The organism is Streptomyces sp. NPDC029122, from assembly GCF_055569445.1.
Window position 1 is genome coordinate 150,920 of the sequence record NZ_JBVHWK010000014.1, and the last position, 17,668, is coordinate 168,587.

Below are 17,668 nucleotides of genomic sequence, written 5' to 3' on the forward strand. Positions count from 1 at the left end.
CGCTCCGGCGCCGGCCCGTCAGGCCAGCGGACCCGTCACCGGCTCCACGGCCGCCACGAGGCCGCCCGCGCGCACGAAGGCGTCGGCGGCGGCCAGGTCGGGCGCGAGGAAGCGGTCGGGGCCGGGGCCCTCCACGCCCGCCGCCCGCACCGCCGCGATGGCGGCCTGGCTGGCCGGCGCCGGGGTGAGCCCGTGGCGCAGCTCGATGGCGCGGGTGGCCGCGTACAGCTCGATGGCGATGATCCGGGTCAGGTTGTCGACCGCGGTACGCAGCTTGCGCGCCGCCGACCAGCCCATGGAGACGTGGTCCTCCTGCATGGCGGAGGAGGGGATGGAGTCGGCGGAGGCCGGCACGGCGAGTCGCTTCATCTCGCTGACCAGGGCGGCCTGCGTGTACTGGGCGATCATCAGGCCGGAGTCGACGCCGGCGTCGTCCGCGAGGAACGGCGGCAGGCCGTGCGAGCGGTTCTTGTCGAGCAGGCGGTCGGTGCGCCGCTCGGCGATGGAGCCGAGGTCCGCGGCGGCGATGGCCAGGAAGTCCAGTACGTAGGCCACGGGTGCTCCGTGGAAGTTGCCGTTGGACTCCACGCGGCCGTCGGGCAGGACCACCGGGTTGTCGACGGCGGCGGCCAGCTCGCGGGAGGCGACGAGGGCGGCGTGCGCCATCGTGTCGCGGCCGGCTCCGGCGACCTGCGGGGCGCAGCGCACGGAGTAGGCGTCCTGCACGCGCGGGGCGGACTCCTCCTGGAAGTGCCCGGTCAGCCCGGAGCCCTTCAGCACGGCGGCCATGTTGGCGGCGGAGGCGCCCTGGCCGGGGTGCGGGCGGATGGCGTGCAGCTCGGGCGCGAGCACCTTCTCGGTGCCGAGCAGCGCCTCCAGGGTGAGCGCGGCGGTGATGTCGGCGGAGGTGTAGAGCGTCCGCAGGTCGGCGAGCGCCATCACCAGCATCCCGAGCATGCCGTCGGTGCCGTTGAGGAGGGCGAGGCCCTCCTTCTCGCGGAGCTCGACGGGCTCGATGCCGTGCTCGGCGAGCAGCTCTCCGGCGGGGCGGACGGTGCCGTCGGGGCCTTCGGCGTCACCCTCGCCCATGAGCGCGAGGGCGCAGTGGGAGAGCGGCGCGAGGTCGCCGGAGCAGCCGAGGGAGCCGTACTCGTGGACGACCGGGGTGATCCCGGCGTTGAGCAGGTCGGCCATGGTCTGGGCGACCGAGGGCCGCACGCCGGTGTGCCCGGAGGCCACGGTCTTCAGGCGCAGGAACATCAGGGCGCGGACGACCTCCCGCTCGACGCGCGGGCCCATGCCGGCGGCGTGCGAACGGACGATGTTGCGCTGGAGCTGCGCGCGCAGCTCGGGGCTGATGTGCCGGGAGGCGAGCGCCCCGAAGCCGGTGGAGACCCCGTAGACGGGCTCGGGCTTGGCGGCGAGCGCGTCGACGATCTCACGAGCGCGGCCGAGCGCTTCCAGCGCCTCGGCGGACAGCTCGACGCGCGCGTTGCCGCGGGCGACGGCGATGACGTCCTCGGCGGTGGTCCCGGACGTCCCCACCACGACAGTGTGCATATCCATATTCAGCACCCTACGGACTGAATCTCTTCATGTCACCCCCTCTGATTTCCGCCGCGTGAGGTGCGGGACGTAGCCCGCCCGCCCAGCCCCGCCGACGTTTGGGGGGCGCGGGGGGCCCGCGCGGCGGCACCCGCCCGACTCACCGCCGCCCGCGGAAGCGCCTCCGCTCCCCCGGCCGCTCGCGCGCGGCAGCCGCATCGGCCATCCGGACCACCGCCGTGTCGCGCCCCGCGACCACCGGCCCCGCCGACCTCGCCGCCTTCGCCTTGTACTGCGCGGCGTCCGCCAGCCGGAACAGCCGCCGGGAGGACTTCACCGGCCCGATCGGGTCCCCCGTGGAGGCGACCCCGCACGCCACGCCCTCCCCCAGCTCCAGCTCGGCGGCCCGCCGGCACACCTCCCCGGTGACCCGGACCACCTCGTCCGCCGACGGCCCCACGCTGACCAGGCAGAACTCGTCCCCGCCCAGCCGCGCGACCAGCGCCCCCGCCAGCATCGCCCCGCACAGGCTCAGCACCGAACCGAACCGCTCCAGCAGCTGGTCGCCCGTCGCGTGCCCGAGGGTGTCGTTGACCCGCTTGAGGCCGTTCAGGTCGCACACCACCAGGCTCACCACCGCCCCGCTGCGCCGGTGCTCCTCCAGGGCCTCGTCGAGCCGCATGTCCACGGCCCGCCGGTTGGCCAGGCCGGTCAGCGGATCGGTGAAGGCCAGCCGCCGGGCCTCCTCCAGGCGCTCGTTCTGCGCGAGTCCGGCCGCCACCACCGCCGCCAGCACCGCCGCGAAGTCGGCGTCGTCCTCGTCGAAGTCCGGCAGGCCCTCGTCCCGGGCCACGTACAGCTCGCCCCAGGCCCGGCCGCCGAGGACGATCGGGGCGACCACGCACGTACCGCGTCCGCGCCGCCGCAGGGCCTCGCCGCGCCGCCCGGGCCGGTCGCCGATGGCGCTCTCCACCCAGGGGTGCGGGCCGCCGCCGCCCGCCCAGCGGGCGTGCAGGAACTCGGCGATCTCGGGGAAGTCGTGCACGGGGTAGGACTCGTCCTCGGGGAACTCCTCCTCCCCGGCGCGCAGCTCGCCCTCGTTGACGAGGACCCTCAGCCGCCCCCGCTCGCGTTCCCAGGCGGAGATCGCGGCGAACGAGCCGTCCATCGCCAGCCGGGCGCTCCGGGCGGCGGCCCGGACGCTGTCCCGCGGCGCGCAGGCCGCCGCCATGGCCTGAGCGAGGCCTACGACGGCCCGCAGCCGCCCGTCAACTCCCATCACCCCACATTAGGGACTTTTATCCGATTCAGTGATGATGGACGCCCCTCCGGGTGATCCCGGACCGCATCCGGCGGCCGGGCGGCCGGGCCGGCCCTCGCCCTACTCCCCCGGCCAGTTCGGCTTCCGCTTCTCGTTGAACGCCGCCACGCCCTCCGCCCGGTCCCCGGAGAAGGCCACCGTCCGCCAGGCCGCGTCCTCGATCTCCAGCCCGGCCGCCAGGTCCATCCCGTGCCCGAGCCGCAGCGCCCGCTTGGCCGCGCGCAGTCCCACGGGGGAGTTCGCGGCCATCGTCAGCGCCAGCTCGAGGGCCCGCGTACGGTCCTCGCCCGCCGGGGCCACCTCGTCGACGAGCCCCAGCGACAGAGCCTCGGCGGCCTCCACCCGGCGGGCCGTGAAGATGAGCTCCGCCGCCCGCGCCGCGCCGACCCGCCTCGGCAGCAGCTGCGTACCGCCGCCGCCGGGGATGACGCCCACCGACACCTCGGGCAGCCCGACCACGGCCGTCTCGTCGGCCACGATCACGTCGCACGCCAGCGCCAGCTCGAAGCCGCCGCCCAGGGCGAAGCCGTGCACCGCCGCGACCGTCGGCATCGGCAGCTCCAGTACGCCCCCGTACGCCCCCCGGGTGGTGGGCCGCTGCCGCACCAGCTCGGCGTCGGACAGGGAGTTGCGCTCCTTGAGGTCCGCGCCCACGCAGAAGGCCCGCTCGTGGGTGGAGGTCAGTACGACGACCCGTACGCCGGGGTCCGCGGCGAGCGCGTCGCACGCGGCGGAGACCGAGCGGGCCATCTCCGTCGAGACGGCGTTCATCGCCTTGGGGCGGTCCAGCACCAGCTCCGCGACCACCCCGCCGTCGCCGTGCCGCCGTACCGCCACGAACTCCCCGAAACGGCTCTCGCTCACGCCCACGGCGCACTCTCCCCGCAAATGGTTAACGAACGTTACCCGGGGATCCTAGGTGTCCGCCGCGTCAGCGACCAGGGCTCCACGACGCCCAGTCCGCGCACCGGCCGCTGCCACATCGGCTGGAGCGCGAAGCGGTAGGCGCCGCCGCCCTCCTCGGTCTCGGCGTCCTTCTCGGACTTCGGCGCGGCCCCCGTCCGGCTCAGCTCCTCGGCCATCGCCCCGTCCACCAGTACGGCGTCCTTGGGGGCTATGGAGGTCAGCCGGCTGGCCAGGTTCACCGTGGTCCCGAAGACGTCGCCCATGCGGGTCGTCACCGTCCCGAAGGCGATGCCCACCCGCAGCTCGGGCATCTGCGGGTCCGCCTCCATCGTCTCGATCAGCCGCAGCGCGATCTCCGCCGCCGTCGCCGCCTCGTCGGCCGCGTACAGCACCTCGTCGCCCAGCGTCTTGATCAGCCGGCCGCCGTGCGCGGCCACCAGGTCCGCCGCCGTCGTCTCGAAGGCCTCGACGAGCTCGCCGAGCTCCTCCTCCTCCAGCCGGCGCGTGAGCCGGGTGAAGCCGACCAGGTCCGCGAAGCCCACCGCGAGGCGCCGGTCGACCATCTCCTCGTCGTCCGCCACCTGCACCACCCGGCCGGTCGCGGCCGCCAGCTGGCGCCGCCACACGTAGACGAGGAACTCCTCCAGCTCCGGCAGCAGCAGCTCGACCAGCGGGTACGTGACCTCCGTACGGGTCATGCCCGGCTCCGGCGGCTCCGTCAGCCCCTCCAGGAAGGAATCGATCTGCCATTCGGCCAGCCGGGCGGTGGTCTGCCCGGTGGACCGCGCCACCTGCACCGCCATCGGCTCGCTCAGCAGCCCCGCCTCCACCAGACCGGCCAGCCGCCGCAGCGCCAGCACGTCCGCCTCGGTCAGGGCCTTGGCCTGCCCGATGTCCGCGAAGCCCATGGCCCGCCAGAAACGGGAGGCCAGCTCCATCGACACCCCGGCGCTGCGGGCCGCCTGGAACGGCGTGTACCGCCGCTCGGCGCCCAGGATCAGCTGCTCCAGGCGGATGGCGAGCGGGTCGGCCGTCGGCTGGGCCGCGTGGTCGACCTCGTGGAACGGGGCGTGCCGGTCCCGCCCGATCGGGGTGCCCGGACCACTTGCCGGACCGGACCCGGACGGGCTGGACGCAGAGTCGTCGACGGTCAAGGGCCGCCTCCTGTCCATTCCGTGCGCGCTGCCGAACCGGGTGATCACCGAGAGGACTGGGATCGCCTAAACCATACGGCAGGTGTGCCGTAGCTCACTCCCCCAGTTCCGGCCCCGGCCCCGATCGAGCCGGCCCGGCCCCCGCCGGCGCCCGCGGCGGGCCTCCGGCGGCGGCCCGCCGGAGGCCCGGGGGCCGGAGCCGGTCCCGCGGCGGCACCCGGACCCCCGCGCCGCCGAGACCCCGCGCACCGGCCTAGTGCACCGACCTCAGGTGGACCACGTCCCCGGCCCCCACCGCCTCCCGGGCGTCGTCGGCCGTGCGGATCACCAGCCGCCCGTCCGCGTCCACCGCTTCGGCCGTTCCGGTGAGCTCGCGCCCGCCCGGCAGGTCCGCCCGGACATGACGGCCCAGCGTCGCGCAGCCGGCCGCGTACGCCTCCTGGAGCCCGCTGTCCGCCGGGTCGCCGGCGGCGTCGCGCCAGCGCCCGTACCACTCCTCCAGCGACCGCAGCACGGCCTTCAGCAGCGGCTCCCGGTCGGTCACCGCCGCCTTGGCCAGGACCAGCGACCCGGCGCCCGGTACGGGGAGCTCGTCCTCCGTGAGGGTGACGTTGAGGCCGATCCCGAGGACGACCCCGCCCTCGACCCGCTCGGCGAGGATGCCGCCGGCCTTGCGTTCCTCCCCCTCCACGCTCACCAGCAGGTCGTTCGGCCACTTGAGCACGGCGTCCACGCCGGCACCCCGCGCCAGCCCGGCCGCCGTGGCCACCCCGGCCAGCAGCGGCAGCCAGCCCCACCGCTCCTGCGGGACGTCCGCGCCCGGCTTGAGCAGCACGGAGAAGAACAGCCCCGACCGCGGCGGAGCCACCCAGCTGCGGTCGAGCCGGCCCCGTCCGGCGGTCTGCTCCTCGGCGACCAGCACGGCGCCCTCGGGCAGCTCCGCGGCCCGCGCCGCGAGATCGGTGTTGGTGGACCCGGTGGCGGCGACGACCTCCAGGGAGGTCCACAGGCCGTCGGGGGTGACGAGCGCCCGTGTGAGGGCGGTGGCGTTCAGTGGCGGGCGCTCCAGGCTCGACCAGCGTCCCGGGCCCGTTCCGGCTGAAGCATCTTGTGGAGTCATGCAAGCAAATGTAGGTGTGTCAAACGCCGCACTGCCGAGCGCCATGCCCGCCGATACGCTACGCACCAGTAGCCAGCAGCAGTCAATCAATTGACCAGGCAGTTGACACCACACAGGGAGCCGCGACCCCGATGTCCCAACCCTCAGAGCCGATCGACATGCACACGACCGCGGGCAAGCTCGCGGACCTGCGGCGCCGCGTCGAGGAAGCCACGCACGCCGGTTCCGAGCGCGCCGTCGAGAAGCAGCACGCCAAGGGCAAGCTGACGGCACGTGAGCGCGTGGCGCTGCTGCTGGACGAGGGGTCCTTCGTAGAGCTGGACGAGTTCGCCCGGCACCGGTCGACCAACTTCGGACTGGAGAAGACCCGCCCGTACGGCGACGGCGTCGTGACCGGCTACGGCACGGTGGACGGCCGCCCGGTGGCCGTGTTCTCGCAGGACTTCACCGTCTTCGGCGGCGCCCTCGGCGAGGTGTACGGGCAGAAGATCATCAAGGTGATGGACTTCGCCCTGAAGACCGGCTGCCCGGTCGTCGGCATCAACGACTCCGGCGGTGCCCGCATCCAGGAGGGCGTCAGCGCGCTCGGCATGTACGGCGAGATCTTCCGCCGCAACGTGCACGCCTCGGGCGTGATCCCGCAGATCAGCCTGGTCGTGGGGCCCTGCGCGGGCGGCGCCGTGTACTCGCCGGCCATCACCGACTTCACGGTCATGGTCGACCAGACCTCGCACATGTTCATCACCGGCCCGGACGTCATCAAGACGGTCACCGGCGAGGACGTCGGCTTCGAGGAGCTGGGCGGGGCGCGCACCCACAACGCCACCTCGGGCGTCGCCCACCACATGGCCGGGGACGAGAAGGACGCGATCGAGTACGTCAAGTCGCTCCTGGCGTACCTGCCGTCGAACAACCTCTCCGAGCCGCCCGCCTTCCCGGAGGAGGCGGACACGGAGGTCTCCGACGCCGACCTGGAGCTCGACGTCCTGATCCCGGACAGTGCGAACCAGCCGTACGACATGCACACTGTCATTGAGCACGTGCTGGACGACGCGGAGTTCCTGGAGACTCAGTCCCTGTTCGCCCCGAACATCCTCACCGGTTTCGGCCGGGTCGAGGGGCACCCGGTGGGCGTGGTCGCCAACCAGCCGATGCAGTTCGCCGGCTGCCTGGACATCGACGCCTCCGAGAAGGCCGCCCGGTTCGTCCGGACGTGCGACGCCTTCAACATCCCGGTACTGACGTTCGTCGACGTCCCGGGCTTCCTGCCCGGCACCGACCAGGAGTACAACGGAATCATCCGGCGCGGCGCGAAGCTGATCTACGCGTACGCCGAGGCCACCGTCCCCCTCATCACCGTCATCACGCGCAAGGCCTTCGGCGGCGCCTACGACGTCATGGGCTCCAAGCACCTCGGCGCGGACCTCAACCTGGCCTGGCCGACGGCCCAGATCGCCGTCATGGGCGCGCAGGGCGCGGTGAACATCCTGCACCGGCGCACCATCGCGGAGGCCGCCCCCGAGGAGGTGGAGGAGACCCGGGCACGACTCATCACCGAGTACGAGGACACCCTGCTCAACCCGTACACGGCCGCCGAGCGCGGTTACGTCGACGCGGTGGTCATGCCGTCCGAGACCCGCGCCCAGGTGGTCAAGGGGCTGCGCCAGCTCCGTACGAAGCGGGAGTCGCTGCCCCCGAAGAAGCACGGCAACATCCCCCTCTAGGCCCTCCAGGAGGACTCTGTGGTGATCAAGGTCGTCAAGGGCAACCCGACCCCCGAGGAGCTGGCCGCCGCACTGGCGGTGGTCCGGGCGCGCGCCGCGGCGCTGGCCTCGGCCCCGTCGGGCGCGCCCCGGATCCCGGACGAGTGGGCCTCGCCGAGCCGGGTGGCCCGCCGGCAGCAGATGCTGCCGGGGCCGCGCGCGTGGGGCCGTACGTACTGGCCCGGACGGGGCTGAGCCCCGCGCTCCGGAAGATGGCGCGAACGGACGGTGGCGCCTGAGTACCCGTACTCAGGCGCCACCGGCGTTCCGCGGGCCAGGATCGGGGCATGCTCTGGTCAGACCCGAAGGACGAGCCCCCGAAGGACATGCGCGACGCCCAGGCGATGCTCCGGCGGATGCTCGTGGTCCTCGTACTGGCGATGGTGATCGCGGTGTACGTCCTCGGCGTGCCGCCCTTCTAGGCGGCCGTCCGGGCCGCCGCCGCGCCGCCCTACGATGGCCCCCATGACCGTACGCACGCTCGTCCTCGCCTCCGCCTCGCCCGCCCGGCTGAACCTGCTGCGGCAGGCCGGGCTCGCCCCCCACGTGATCGTCAGCGGCTTCGACGAGGACACGCTGGACCACGACGACCCGGCCGCCCTGGCGCTGGCCCTGGCCGAGGCCAAGGCGGGCGTGGTGGCGGGTCTGGAGGAGGCCGCGGGCGCCCTGGTGATCGGCTGTGACTCGGTGCTGGAGCTGGACGGCGAGGCGCTCGGCAAGCCGGTGGACGCGGCCGACGCCACGGCCCGCTGGAAGTCGATGCGCGGGCGGGCCGGGGTGCTGCGCACGGGCCACTGCGTGATCGACACGGCCACCGGCCGTCAGGTCTCGGCGACGGCCTCCACGACGGTCCGCTTCGGCGAGCCGACGGACGCGGAGGTGGCGGCGTACGTGGCCAGCGGCGAGCCGCTGCACGTGGCGGGGGCGTTCACCCTGGACGGGCTGTCGGCGCCGTTCATCGACGGCATCGACGGGTGCCCCGGCAACGTCATCGGCCTGTCCATGCCGCTGCTGCGTTCCCTGCTGGGCGAACTGGACGTGTCCATCACGGACTTGTGGGCCTGAGGCTCCCCCCGGGGTCCCCGCCGGGGCCCTCGGCCGGTGCCGCGTAGAGCATCAGGGTCAGGACGAGCAGGCACAGGATCAGTGAGGTCGCCGCGAAGGCGCCCCAGCCGACGAGTCCCACGGCGAGGGCGCCGAGCACCCCGTGGGTGACGGCCGCGCCGACGAGCAGGATCCGGGCGGGACGGCCCGGCGGGCGGTCGCGCAGGGCGGCGAGGGCGGCCAGGACCGCGCACAGCAGCAGGAAGGCGGCCATGGCGGCACCCATCCCATAAGTTGCCGTGACCATGACATCCGGATCCATGCCCGCGATGGACATCGACTGCGCCCCGGTGGCCCGGCCCAGCACGACGTGGACCAGCGCCAGCACGGCGGCCTCCGCGACGAGCGTGATCGCGGCCAGCCCCGCCACGAGTCTGCGCAGCACGACGCCCCCATCCGTCCCACGCCACAAGCGTGTTCGACGCCAGGAGGCTACTAACGAGTAAACCCGGGGACAAGAGCCGGGGACCGCTTCGTTACGGGAAACCGCCGCGCGGACGACCGTGACGGCTCTCACTCAAAGAATGCATAGGCCGTTCGTAGGGACTCGACAAAGAATCAGCAGGGTCCGCTGACCCGCCGAACAGAGACCTCGCCCTCGCAACAGGGTTACTGTGCAGTCGGGGATCTCCCTGACCTGGGGCGACACAAGGGCATTCGCACTCAAGGGGCACTCGAATCACGCTCCGTGTGGGCAAGCTCACCACCGGGGAAGGGTCGTAAGGCCGTGTCGGCAGTCCCTAAACTCAGCTTGTTTCAAGGAGGGAGCCATCGTGCGCAAGGTGCTCATCGCCAACCGTGGCGAAATCGCTGTCCGCGTTGCTCGGGCCTGCCGGGATGCCGGAATCGCGAGCGTAGCCGTCTACGCCGATCCGGACCGGGACGCCCTGCACGTCCGCGCGGCAGACGAAGCTTTCGCGTTGGGCGGTGACACCCCGGCAGCCAGCTACCTCGACATCGCGAAGGTCCTACAGGCCGCCGCGGACTCCGGAGCGGACGCCATCCACCCCGGATACGGCTTCCTCTCCGAGAACGCCGACTTCGCCCAGGCCGTCCTCGACGCGGGCCTGACCTGGATCGGCCCGCCGCCGCAGGCCATCCGGGACCTCGGTGACAAGGTGGCCGCCCGCCACATCGCCCAGCGCGCCGGGGCCCCCCTCGTCGCCGGCACCCCCGACCCGGTCTCCGGGGCCGACGAGGTCGTCGCCTTCGCCCGCGAGCACGGCCTGCCCATCGCCATCAAGGCCGCCTTCGGCGGTGGCGGCCGCGGCCTCAAGGTCGCCCGCACCCTCGAAGAGGTGCCGGAGCTGTACGACTCCGCCGTGCGCGAGGCCGTGGCCGCCTTCGGCCGCGGCGAGTGCTTCGTCGAGCGCTACCTCGACCGGCCCCGCCACGTCGAGACCCAGTGCCTCGCGGACTCCCACGGCAACGTGGTGGTCGTCTCCACCCGCGACTGCTCCCTCCAGCGCCGCCACCAGAAGCTCGTCGAGGAGGCCCCGGCCCCCTTCCTGACGGAAGCCCAGAACGCCGAGCTCTACGCCGCGTCGAAGGCCATCCTCAAGGAGGCCGGCTACGTCGGCGCGGGCACCGTCGAGTTCCTCGTCGGCACCGACGGCACCATCTCCTTCCTCGAGGTCAACACCCGCCTCCAGGTCGAGCACCCGGTGACCGAGGAGGTCGCCGGCATCGACCTGGTCCGCGAGATGTTCCGCATCGCCGACGGCGAGGAACTCGGCTACGGCGACCCGGAGCTGCGCGGCCACTCCTTCGAGTTCCGCATCAACGGCGAGGACCCGGGCCGCGGCTTCCTGCCCGCCCCGGGCACCGTCACCCTCTTCGCCCCGCCGACCGGCCCCGGCGTGCGCCTGGACGCGGGCGTGGAGACCGGCTCGGTCATCGGCCCCGCCTGGGACTCGCTGCTCGCCAAGCTGATCGTCACCGGCGCCACCCGCGAGCAGGCCCTCCAGCGCGCCGCCCGCGCCCTGGCGGAGTTCAACGTGGAGGGCATGGCCACCGCCATCCCCTTCCACCGCGCGGTCGTCGCCGACCCGGCCTTCGCCCCCACCGACGGCACCCCGTTCAAGGTCCACACCCGCTGGATCGAGACCGAGTTCGTCAACGAGATCAAGCCCTTCTCCGCCCCGGCGGCCGAGGAGACCGAGGACGAGCCCGGCCGTGAGACGGTCGTCGTCGAGGTCGGCGGCAAGCGCCTGGAGGTCTCCCTCCCGTCCTCGCTGGGCATGACCCTGGCCCGCACGGCCGCCGCCGGCGGCGCCAAGCCCAAGCGCCGGGCCGCCAAGAAGTCCGGCCCGGCCGCGTCCGGCGACACCCTCGCCTCCCCGATGCAGGGCACGATCGTCAAGGTCGCCGTCGAGGAGGGCCAGCAGGTCAACGAGGGCGACCTGGTCGTCGTACTCGAGGCGATGAAGATGGAGCAGCCGCTGAACGCGCACCGCTCCGGCACCGTCGTCGGCCTGACCGCCGAGGTCGGCGCCTCCCTGACCTCCGGCGCCACGATCTGCGAGATCAAGGACTGACGTCCCCGCCCGCGGCCGTACGAAGGCCCCGCCCGGTTCCCCGGGCGGGGCCTTCGGCCGTGCGCACGCCCGGGCGGTCTGCGCCCGGCCGCCCTGGCGGGAGCGGCCCGGCGGACACCGCCCGTAGCGGGCCCGGCGCTCAGCGGCGGCGCATGTCCGCCACCCGGGCCCGTTCCCCGGCCTGCTGCTCCAGCAGCGACGCGGGCGCACTGCGCAGCTGGGCGGTGGGGCCGCCGCGCCGCTGGACCGGCAGGGGGGCGTCACGGCGGGGCCTGCGCCCCTGCATGCCCTCCCCGGCGCCGCCGTGGCCGCCGGCCGCCGGGGCCGGTCCGGCCACGGTGATCTGCACGCCCTGGTCGGCCAGCGCCTGGAGTTCGGTGGCGGCCCGTTCGTCGTGCTGCGGGGGCTCGTCCGTCACCAGCCGGGTCATCACGTCCGTCGGCACGGTCTGGAACATGGTGTCCGTGCCGAGCTTCGTGTGGTCGGCCAGTACGACGACCTCCGCCGCGGCCTGCACCAGCGCCCGGTCCACGCTCGCGGAGAGCATGTTGGACGTGGACAGCCCGCGCTCGGCGGTCAGACCGCTCCCGGACAGGAAGGCCCGGGACACCCGCAGCCCCTGGAGGGACTGCTCGGCGCCGCTGCCCACGAGGGCGTAGTTCGAGCCGCGCAGCGTTCCGCCGGTCATCACCACCTCCACCCGGTTGGCGTGCGCGAGCGCCTGGGCGACGAGCAGCGAGTTGGTGACGACGGTCAGGCCGGGCACCCGTGCGAGCCGGCGGGCCAGCTCCTGGGTCGTGGTACCCGCGCCGACGACGACGGCCTCGCCTTCTTCGACGAGGCCGGCGGCGACATCGGCGATGGCGGTCTTCTCCGCCGTCGCGAGATGGGACTTTTGCGGAAAGCCGGACTCCCGCGTGAAACCGCCCGGCAAGACCGCACCGCCGTGCCGGCGGTCGAGGAGTCCTTCTGCCTCCAGTGCCCGCACGTCCCGCCGTACGGTCACTTCGGAGGTCTGGACGACACGGGCGAGCTCACGGAGCGATACCGCACCGTTGGCCCGCACCATTTCGAGGATCAATTGGCGACGTTCAGCAGCGAACACGAAACTGACAGTAACCCCAACGACCGTCTGCTTTCAGCTCCTTGCACCGGAATACCGAAGTTGTCCATACATCGGCCCGACTAGTGGTATACGGGGTCGGCCCACTTTCCGCGGCCGCGGCCGCGCACCCCCGCCCCACCTCGACTTCCGCCCCAACCCCCGCGGGGAAAGGGGCGGTTGAGCCCCGGCGGAGCGCCCCTACGCCTCGCTGCCCGTCTTACGGGTGTGCAACTGGCGGGCCACTTCGGCGATCGAACCGGACAGGGAGGGGTACACGGTGAACGCGTTTGCGATCTGCTCGACGGTCAGGTTGTTGTCGACGGCGATCGAGATGGGGTGGATCAGCTCGCTCGCGCGCGGCGAGACGACCACGCCGCCCACCACGATCCCGGTACCCGGGCGGCAGAACAGCTTCACGAAGCCGTCCCGGATGCCCTGCATCTTCGCGCGCGGGTTGCGCAGCAGCGGCAGCTTCACCACGCGGGCGTCGATCTTGCCGGCGTCCACGTCGGCCTGGGTGTAGCCGACGGTGGCGATCTCCGGGTCGGTGAAGACGTTCGAGGAGACCGTCTTCAGGTTCAGCGGGGCCACCGCGTCACCGAGGAAGTGGTACATCGCGATGCGCCCCTGCATGGCGGCGACGGACGCCAGCGCGAAGATCCCCGTCACGTCACCGGCGGCGTACACGCCCGGCGAGGACGTGCGCGACACCTTGTCGGTCCAGATGTGGCCGGACTCCTTGAGCCGGACCCCGGACTCCTCCAGGTTCATGTCCTTGGTGTTCGGGATCGCACCGACCGCCATCAGACAGTGGGTACCCGTGATCACGCGGCCGTCGGAGAGGGTGACCTCGACCCGGTCGCCCACCCGCTTGGCGGACTCGGCGCGCGAACGGCCGATGACGTTCATGCCGCGGCGGCGGAAGACGTCCTCCAGGACGGCCGCCGCGTCCGGGTCCTCACCCGGCAGCACGCGGTCGCGGGAGGACACCAGCGTCACCCGGGAGCCCAGCGCCTGGTACGCGCCGGCGAACTCGGCACCGGTCACACCGGAGCCGACCACGATGAGCTCCTCGGGAAGCTCCTCCAGGTCGTAGACCTGGGTCCAGTTCAGGATGCGCTCCCCGTCGGGCATCGCGTCCGGGATCTCGCGCGGGGTGCCACCGGTGGCGATCAGCACGGCGTCGGCGGTGAGGATCGTCTCCGTGCCGTCGGCGGCGGTGACGATCACGTCCCGGGTGCCGTCGATGCCCTGCGGGCCGCCCAGCTTGCCGCGGCCGCGCATGACGCGGGCCCCGGCACGGGTCACGGAGGCGGTGATGTCGTGGGACTGCGCCAGCGCGAGGCGCTTGACGCGCCGGTTCACCTTGCCGAGGTCCACGCCGACGACACGCGCGGCCTGCTCGATGTGCGGGGTGTCGTCCGCGACGACGATCCCCAGCTCCTCGTACGACGAGTCGAAGGTCGTCATGACCTCTGCGGTCGCGATGAGGGTCTTCGAGGGCACGCAGTCGGTCAGGACCGACGCCCCGCCCAGACCGTCGCAGTCGACGACGGTCACCTCCGCGCCGAGCTGCGCCCCCACCAGGGCTGCCTCATACCCGCCGGGTCCACCGCCGATGATCACGATCCGGGTCACGAAAAGTCCGCCTCACGTCTACCCGGCCGGCTGCCGCCCCGGCCGGTGTTCCGGGGGGTCTCCCCGGGGGATCCATTCCGTGCCCCATTGTCCCGCACGCATCAAGGTGCTCGCACCATCCGGACACCCCGGCCGGGGCGACCCTCCCGTACCCTCGACCTCATGTCGCTCTACGCCGCGTACGCCGGCAACCTCGACCCGCGGCTGATGACGCGCCGCGCTCCCCATTCACCGCTGCGCGGCACGGGCTGGATCAACGATTGGCGGCTGACCTTCGGCGGCGAGCAGATGGGCTGGGAAGGCGCCCTCGCCACCGTGGTGGAAGCCCCGCGCCAGCAGGTCTTCGTCGCGCTGTACGACATCGCCCCGCTGGACGAGGACTCCATGGACCGCTGGGAGGGCGTCGGGCTGGACATCTACCGCCGCATGCGGATCCGCGTCCACACCCTGGACGGCGAGGAGGCGGCGTGGTGCTACGTCCTGAACGGGTACGAGGGCGGCCTGCCCTCGGCGCGCTACCTGGGTGAGATCGCCGACGCCGCCGAATCGGCGGGGGCGCCGCACGACTACGTCATGGAACTGCGCAAGCGCCCCTGCTAGCCGCCGCCGGCCACTGCCGACCCCGGCCGGCTCCTGCCGGACACGCGCCGGGGGGACGATTCGGCGGAAACGACAAGGCAACGATCCGAACACCGTGAGCTGCGCCATCTACGCGCGTAGGCGATAAGCGGTTACGCTCGTCCGCGTGAACGCATCTGTTACCGACCCCTTCGCCGCCGCCGACGCCGCCGCCGCCCGCCTCCGCGAGCTCACCGGCGTCGAATCCCACGATGTCGCCCTCGTCATGGGCTCCGGCTGGGCCCCCGCCGCAGAGGCGCTCGGCGCCCCCGAGTCCGAGTTCCTCGTCACCGAGCTGCCCGGCTTCCCGCCCGCCGCCGTCGAGGGCCACGGCGGCAAGATCCGCTCGTACAAGATCGGCGACAAGCGCGCCCTGGTCTTCCTCGGCCGGACCCACTTCTACGAGGGCCGCGGCGTCGCCGCCGTCGCCCACGGCGTGCGCACCGCCGTCGCCGCCGGCTGCAAGACCATCGTCCTCACCAACGGCTGCGGTGGTCTGCGCGAGGGCATGGCGCCCGGCCAGCCCGTCCTGATCAGCGACCACCTCAACCTGACGGCCACCTCGCCGATCGTCGGCGCGAACTTCGTCGACCTCACCGACCTGTACTCGCCGCGCCTGCGCGCGATGTGCAAGGAGATCGACGAGACCCTCGAAGAGGGCGTCTACGTCCAGTTCCCCGGCCCGCACTACGAGACCCCGGCCGAGATCAACATGATCCGCGTCATGGGCGCCGACCTGGTCGGCATGTCGACCGTGCTGGAGGCCATCGCCGCCCGTGAGGCCGGCGCCGAGGTGCTCGGCATCTCCCTGGTCACCAACCTGGCCGCCGGCCTGTCCGGCGAGCCGCTGAACCACGAAGAGGTCCTCCAGGCCGGCCGCGACTCCGCCGCCCGCATGGGCACGCTGCTGACGCAGGTCCTCGCCCGCATCTGATCGGTACCCCCGACGATCGACGACGACGTACGAGAGGAAAGGCGGAAGCAGTGCAGGAACAGGACGACCTCCTCACCCGGGCCCGGGCCTGGCTGGCCGAGGACCCGGACCCGCAGACGGCGGCGGAGCTCGCGGCCCTGATCGACGCGAACGACACGGCCGAGCTCGCGGACCGCTTCTCCGGCACGCTCCAGTTCGGCACCGCCGGGCTGCGCGGCGAGATCGGCGCCGGTCCGATGCGGATGAACCGTTCCGTGGTCATCCGCGCCGCGGCCGGCCTCGCGGCCTACCTGAAGGACCAGGGCCACGACGGCGGCCTGGTCGTCGTCGGCTACGACGCCCGCTACAAGTCGGCCGACTTCGCCCGCGACACCGCCGCCGTGATGACCGGCGCCGGACTGCGCGCGGCCGTCCTCCCCCGGCCCCTGCCGACGCCCGTCCTCGCGTACGCCATAAGGCACCTGGGCGCCGTCGCCGGCGTCGAGGTCACCGCCAGCCACAACCCTCCCCGGGACAACGGCTACAAGGTCTACCTCGGCGACGGCTCGCAGATCGTGTCCCCCGCGGACACCGAGATCGCGGCGCGGATCGCGGCCGTCGGCGCGCTGGCCGACGTACCGCGCCCCTCCGACGGCTGGCTCCAGCTCGACGAGGAGGTCCTCGAGGCCTACCTGACCCGGACGGACGCCGTCCTCGCCCCCGGGTCCCCCCGGGGCGTACGGACCGTCTACACGGCCATGCACGGCGTCGGCAAGGACGTCGTCATGGCTGCCTTCGCCCGGCACGGCTTCCCCACCCCGGTGCTCGTCGCCGAGCAGGCGGAGCCGGACCCGGCCTTCCCGACGGTCGCGTTCCCGAACCCGGAGGAGCCCGGCGCGATGGACCTGGCCTTCGCGAAGGCCGCCGAGGTCCAGCCCGACATCGTGATCGCCAACGACCCGGACGCCGACCGCTGCGCGGTCGCGGTCCCGGACAACGGCGGCTGGCGCATGCTGCGCGGCGACGAGGTCGGCGCGCTGCTGGCCGCCCACCTGGTCCACAAGGGCGCCCAGGGCGTCTTCGCCGAGTCGATCGTCTCCTCCAGCCTCCTGGGCCGGATCGCGGAGGCGGCCGGCGTCGGCTACGAGGAGACCCTCACCGGCTTCAAGTGGATCGCCCGGGTGGAGGGCCTGCGCTACGGCTACGAGGAGGCGCTCGGCTACTGCGTGGACCCCGAGGGCGTCCGCGACAAGGACGGCATCACCGCCGCCCTCCTGGTCGCCGAGCTCGCCTCGGAGCTCAAGGAACAGGGCCGCACCCTGACCGACCTGCTGGACGACCTGGCCATGGCCCACGGCCTGCACCACACCGACCAGCTCTCGGTCCGCGTCTCCGACCTGTCGGTCATCGCCAACGCCATGGCGCGGCTGCGCGCCCGGCCGCCGGTCTCCCTCGCGGGCCTGCGGGTGGCCTCGGCGGAGGACCTGTCGGTCGGCTCGGCCGCCCTCCCGCCCACGGACGGCCTGCGCTACTACCTGGACGGCGACTACCGGGCCCGGGTCATCTGCCGCCCGTCCGGCACGGAGCCCAAGCTGAAGTGCTACCTGGAGGTCGTGGTCCCGGTGGCCGAAGCCTCCGACCTCGCGAGCGCCCGCACCCGCGGCCAGGACATCCTGGACGGCATCAAGAAGGACCTCGCGGCGGCCATGGGCCTCTGACGGCCCGGCTCCGACACCGACGGCCCCCGCAGCTCCGGCTGCGGGGGCCGTCGGCGTGGGTGGCGGTGTCCTGCCCGGACGGTGTCAGGGCTGGTTTGGGGGTTTCCCGTCAGTCCCATCGTCCTTCCGTGTCGTGCCGGTCCCTCAAGGGCGCTCACTTCGTTCGCGTCGCTTCGCGATGGCCTTCGGCCACCCTTGACCGACCGACCCGCCCCGGAAAGCCGAA

At 73.1% G+C, this 17,668-nt stretch carries 16 protein-coding genes; 8 read left to right on the forward strand and 8 right to left on the reverse strand.

Translation table 11 applies throughout. The annotated features are described in order from the left end of the window. Nucleotides 1-18 precede the first annotated feature (18 nt). The 5 genes from hutH to ACZ4WZ_RS18540 form a co-directional block, all read right to left on the reverse strand. On the reverse strand, nt 19-1,560 hold the full coding sequence (gene hutH, locus ACZ4WZ_RS18520; RefSeq protein WP_388934997.1) for a histidine ammonia-lyase: 1,542 nt from the start codon (nt 1,558-1,560) through the stop codon (nt 19-21). A 145-nt stretch (nt 1,561-1,705) separates the two neighbouring features. Then, nucleotides 1,706-2,824, reverse strand: a complete 1,119-nt coding sequence (locus ACZ4WZ_RS18525) for a GGDEF domain-containing protein (protein WP_467891517.1) — start codon at nt 2,822-2,824, stop codon at nt 1,706-1,708. 102 nt (nt 2,825-2,926) lie between these two features. Then, the gene (locus ACZ4WZ_RS18530; RefSeq protein ID WP_467891518.1) at nt 2,927-3,730 is read right to left on the reverse strand and encodes an enoyl-CoA hydratase/isomerase family protein; all 804 of its coding nucleotides are present in this window, start codon (nt 3,728-3,730) and stop codon (nt 2,927-2,929) included. Nucleotides 3,731-3,768: 38 nt separating this feature from the next. Further along, on the reverse strand, nt 3,769-4,926 hold the full coding sequence (locus ACZ4WZ_RS18535) for an adenylate/guanylate cyclase domain-containing protein (RefSeq protein WP_467891520.1): 1,158 nt from the start codon (nt 4,924-4,926) through the stop codon (nt 3,769-3,771). A 253-nt stretch (nt 4,927-5,179) separates the two neighbouring features. Further along, on the reverse strand, nt 5,180-6,046 hold the full coding sequence (locus ACZ4WZ_RS18540) for a biotin--[acetyl-CoA-carboxylase] ligase (RefSeq protein WP_467891522.1): 867 nt from the start codon (nt 6,044-6,046) through the stop codon (nt 5,180-5,182). A gap of 131 nt (nt 6,047-6,177) precedes the next feature. Between ACZ4WZ_RS18540 and ACZ4WZ_RS18545 the strand changes: the two genes are divergently transcribed. The 4 genes from ACZ4WZ_RS18545 to ACZ4WZ_RS18560 all read left to right on the forward strand — a co-directional run bounded on the left by ACZ4WZ_RS18545 (nt 6,178) and on the right by ACZ4WZ_RS18560 (nt 8,874). Then, nucleotides 6,178-7,770 (forward strand): acyl-CoA carboxylase subunit beta, encoded by a 1,593-nt coding sequence (locus ACZ4WZ_RS18545; RefSeq protein ID WP_467891524.1) that lies wholly within the window; start codon nt 6,178-6,180, stop codon nt 7,768-7,770. A 21-nt stretch (nt 7,771-7,791) separates the two neighbouring features. Next, complete coding sequence (locus ACZ4WZ_RS18550; protein WP_467891540.1) at nt 7,792-8,004, forward strand: acyl-CoA carboxylase epsilon subunit; 213 nt, start codon at nt 7,792-7,794, stop codon at nt 8,002-8,004. A gap of 92 nt (nt 8,005-8,096) precedes the next feature. Then, nucleotides 8,097-8,231 (forward strand): morphogenic membrane protein MmpB, encoded by a 135-nt coding sequence (gene mmpB, locus ACZ4WZ_RS18555; RefSeq protein WP_260618161.1) that lies wholly within the window; start codon nt 8,097-8,099, stop codon nt 8,229-8,231. A 34-nt stretch (nt 8,232-8,265) separates the two neighbouring features. After that, nucleotides 8,266-8,874: a Maf family protein gene (locus ACZ4WZ_RS18560; protein ID WP_388934458.1), complete on the forward strand. Its 609-nt coding sequence runs from the start codon at nt 8,266-8,268 to the stop codon at nt 8,872-8,874. Here the strand turns inward: ACZ4WZ_RS18560 and ACZ4WZ_RS18565 are convergent. Beyond that, nucleotides 8,855-9,298: a hypothetical protein gene (locus ACZ4WZ_RS18565; protein WP_467891527.1), complete on the reverse strand. Its 444-nt coding sequence runs from the start codon at nt 9,296-9,298 to the stop codon at nt 8,855-8,857. The genes ACZ4WZ_RS18560 and ACZ4WZ_RS18565 overlap by 20 nt on opposite strands. Before the next feature lie 388 nt (nt 9,299-9,686). On the opposite strand from ACZ4WZ_RS18565, the gene ACZ4WZ_RS18570 reads away from it, so the two are divergent. Then, nucleotides 9,687-11,450: an acetyl/propionyl/methylcrotonyl-CoA carboxylase subunit alpha gene (locus tag ACZ4WZ_RS18570; protein WP_467891529.1), complete on the forward strand. Its 1,764-nt coding sequence runs from the start codon at nt 9,687-9,689 to the stop codon at nt 11,448-11,450. 139 nt (nt 11,451-11,589) lie between these two features. Here ACZ4WZ_RS18570 and ACZ4WZ_RS18575 read toward each other — a convergent pair whose 3' ends face one another. Further along, entirely contained in the window at nt 11,590-12,555 is a 966-nt protein-coding gene (locus tag ACZ4WZ_RS18575) for a DeoR/GlpR family DNA-binding transcription regulator (RefSeq protein WP_388934466.1), read from the reverse strand. Between the two features lie 198 nt (nt 12,556-12,753). Further along, complete coding sequence (locus ACZ4WZ_RS18580; protein ID WP_388934469.1) at nt 12,754-14,193, reverse strand: NAD(P)H-quinone dehydrogenase; 1,440 nt, start codon at nt 14,191-14,193, stop codon at nt 12,754-12,756. A gap of 162 nt (nt 14,194-14,355) precedes the next feature. On the opposite strand from ACZ4WZ_RS18580, the gene ACZ4WZ_RS18585 reads away from it, so the two are divergent. The 3 genes from ACZ4WZ_RS18585 to ACZ4WZ_RS18595 all read left to right on the forward strand — a co-directional run bounded on the left by ACZ4WZ_RS18585 (nt 14,356) and on the right by ACZ4WZ_RS18595 (nt 17,442). Next, nucleotides 14,356-14,793, forward strand: a complete 438-nt coding sequence (locus ACZ4WZ_RS18585; RefSeq protein WP_125603982.1) for a gamma-glutamylcyclotransferase family protein — start codon at nt 14,356-14,358, stop codon at nt 14,791-14,793. A 145-nt stretch (nt 14,794-14,938) separates the two neighbouring features. Continuing rightward, a complete protein-coding gene (locus ACZ4WZ_RS18590; protein WP_388934471.1) occupies nt 14,939-15,745 on the forward strand; it encodes a purine-nucleoside phosphorylase in 807 nt (268 codons plus the stop codon). Between the two features lie 50 nt (nt 15,746-15,795). Continuing rightward, nucleotides 15,796-17,442 carry a phospho-sugar mutase gene (locus tag ACZ4WZ_RS18595; protein ID WP_467891532.1) on the forward strand — a complete coding sequence of 549 codons (1,647 nt, stop codon included), beginning with the start codon at nt 15,796-15,798 and terminating at the stop codon, nt 17,440-17,442. Nucleotides 17,443-17,668: the final 226 nt, after the last annotated feature.

Excerpts from the sequence above, each read along its gene's own strand:
- ACZ4WZ_RS18545 (WP_467891524.1), top strand. The coding sequence starts at position 6,178 with ATGTCCCAACCCTCAGAGCCGATCGACATGCACACGACCGCGGGCAAG.
- ACZ4WZ_RS18540 (WP_467891522.1), bottom strand. The coding sequence starts at position 6,046 with ATGACTCCACAAGATGCTTCAGCCGGAACGGGCCCGGGACGCTGGTCG.
- ACZ4WZ_RS18585 (WP_125603982.1), top strand. The coding sequence starts at position 14,356 with ATGTCGCTCTACGCCGCGTACGCCGGCAACCTCGACCCGCGGCTGATG.
- hutH (WP_388934997.1), bottom strand. The coding sequence starts at position 1,560 with ATGCACACTGTCGTGGTGGGGACGTCCGGGACCACCGCCGAGGACGTC.
- mmpB (WP_260618161.1), top strand. The coding sequence starts at position 8,097 with ATGCTCTGGTCAGACCCGAAGGACGAGCCCCCGAAGGACATGCGCGAC.
- ACZ4WZ_RS18560 (WP_388934458.1), top strand. The coding sequence starts at position 8,266 with ATGGCCCCCATGACCGTACGCACGCTCGTCCTCGCCTCCGCCTCGCCC.
- ACZ4WZ_RS18525 (WP_467891517.1), bottom strand. The coding sequence starts at position 2,824 with ATGGGAGTTGACGGGCGGCTGCGGGCCGTCGTAGGCCTCGCTCAGGCC.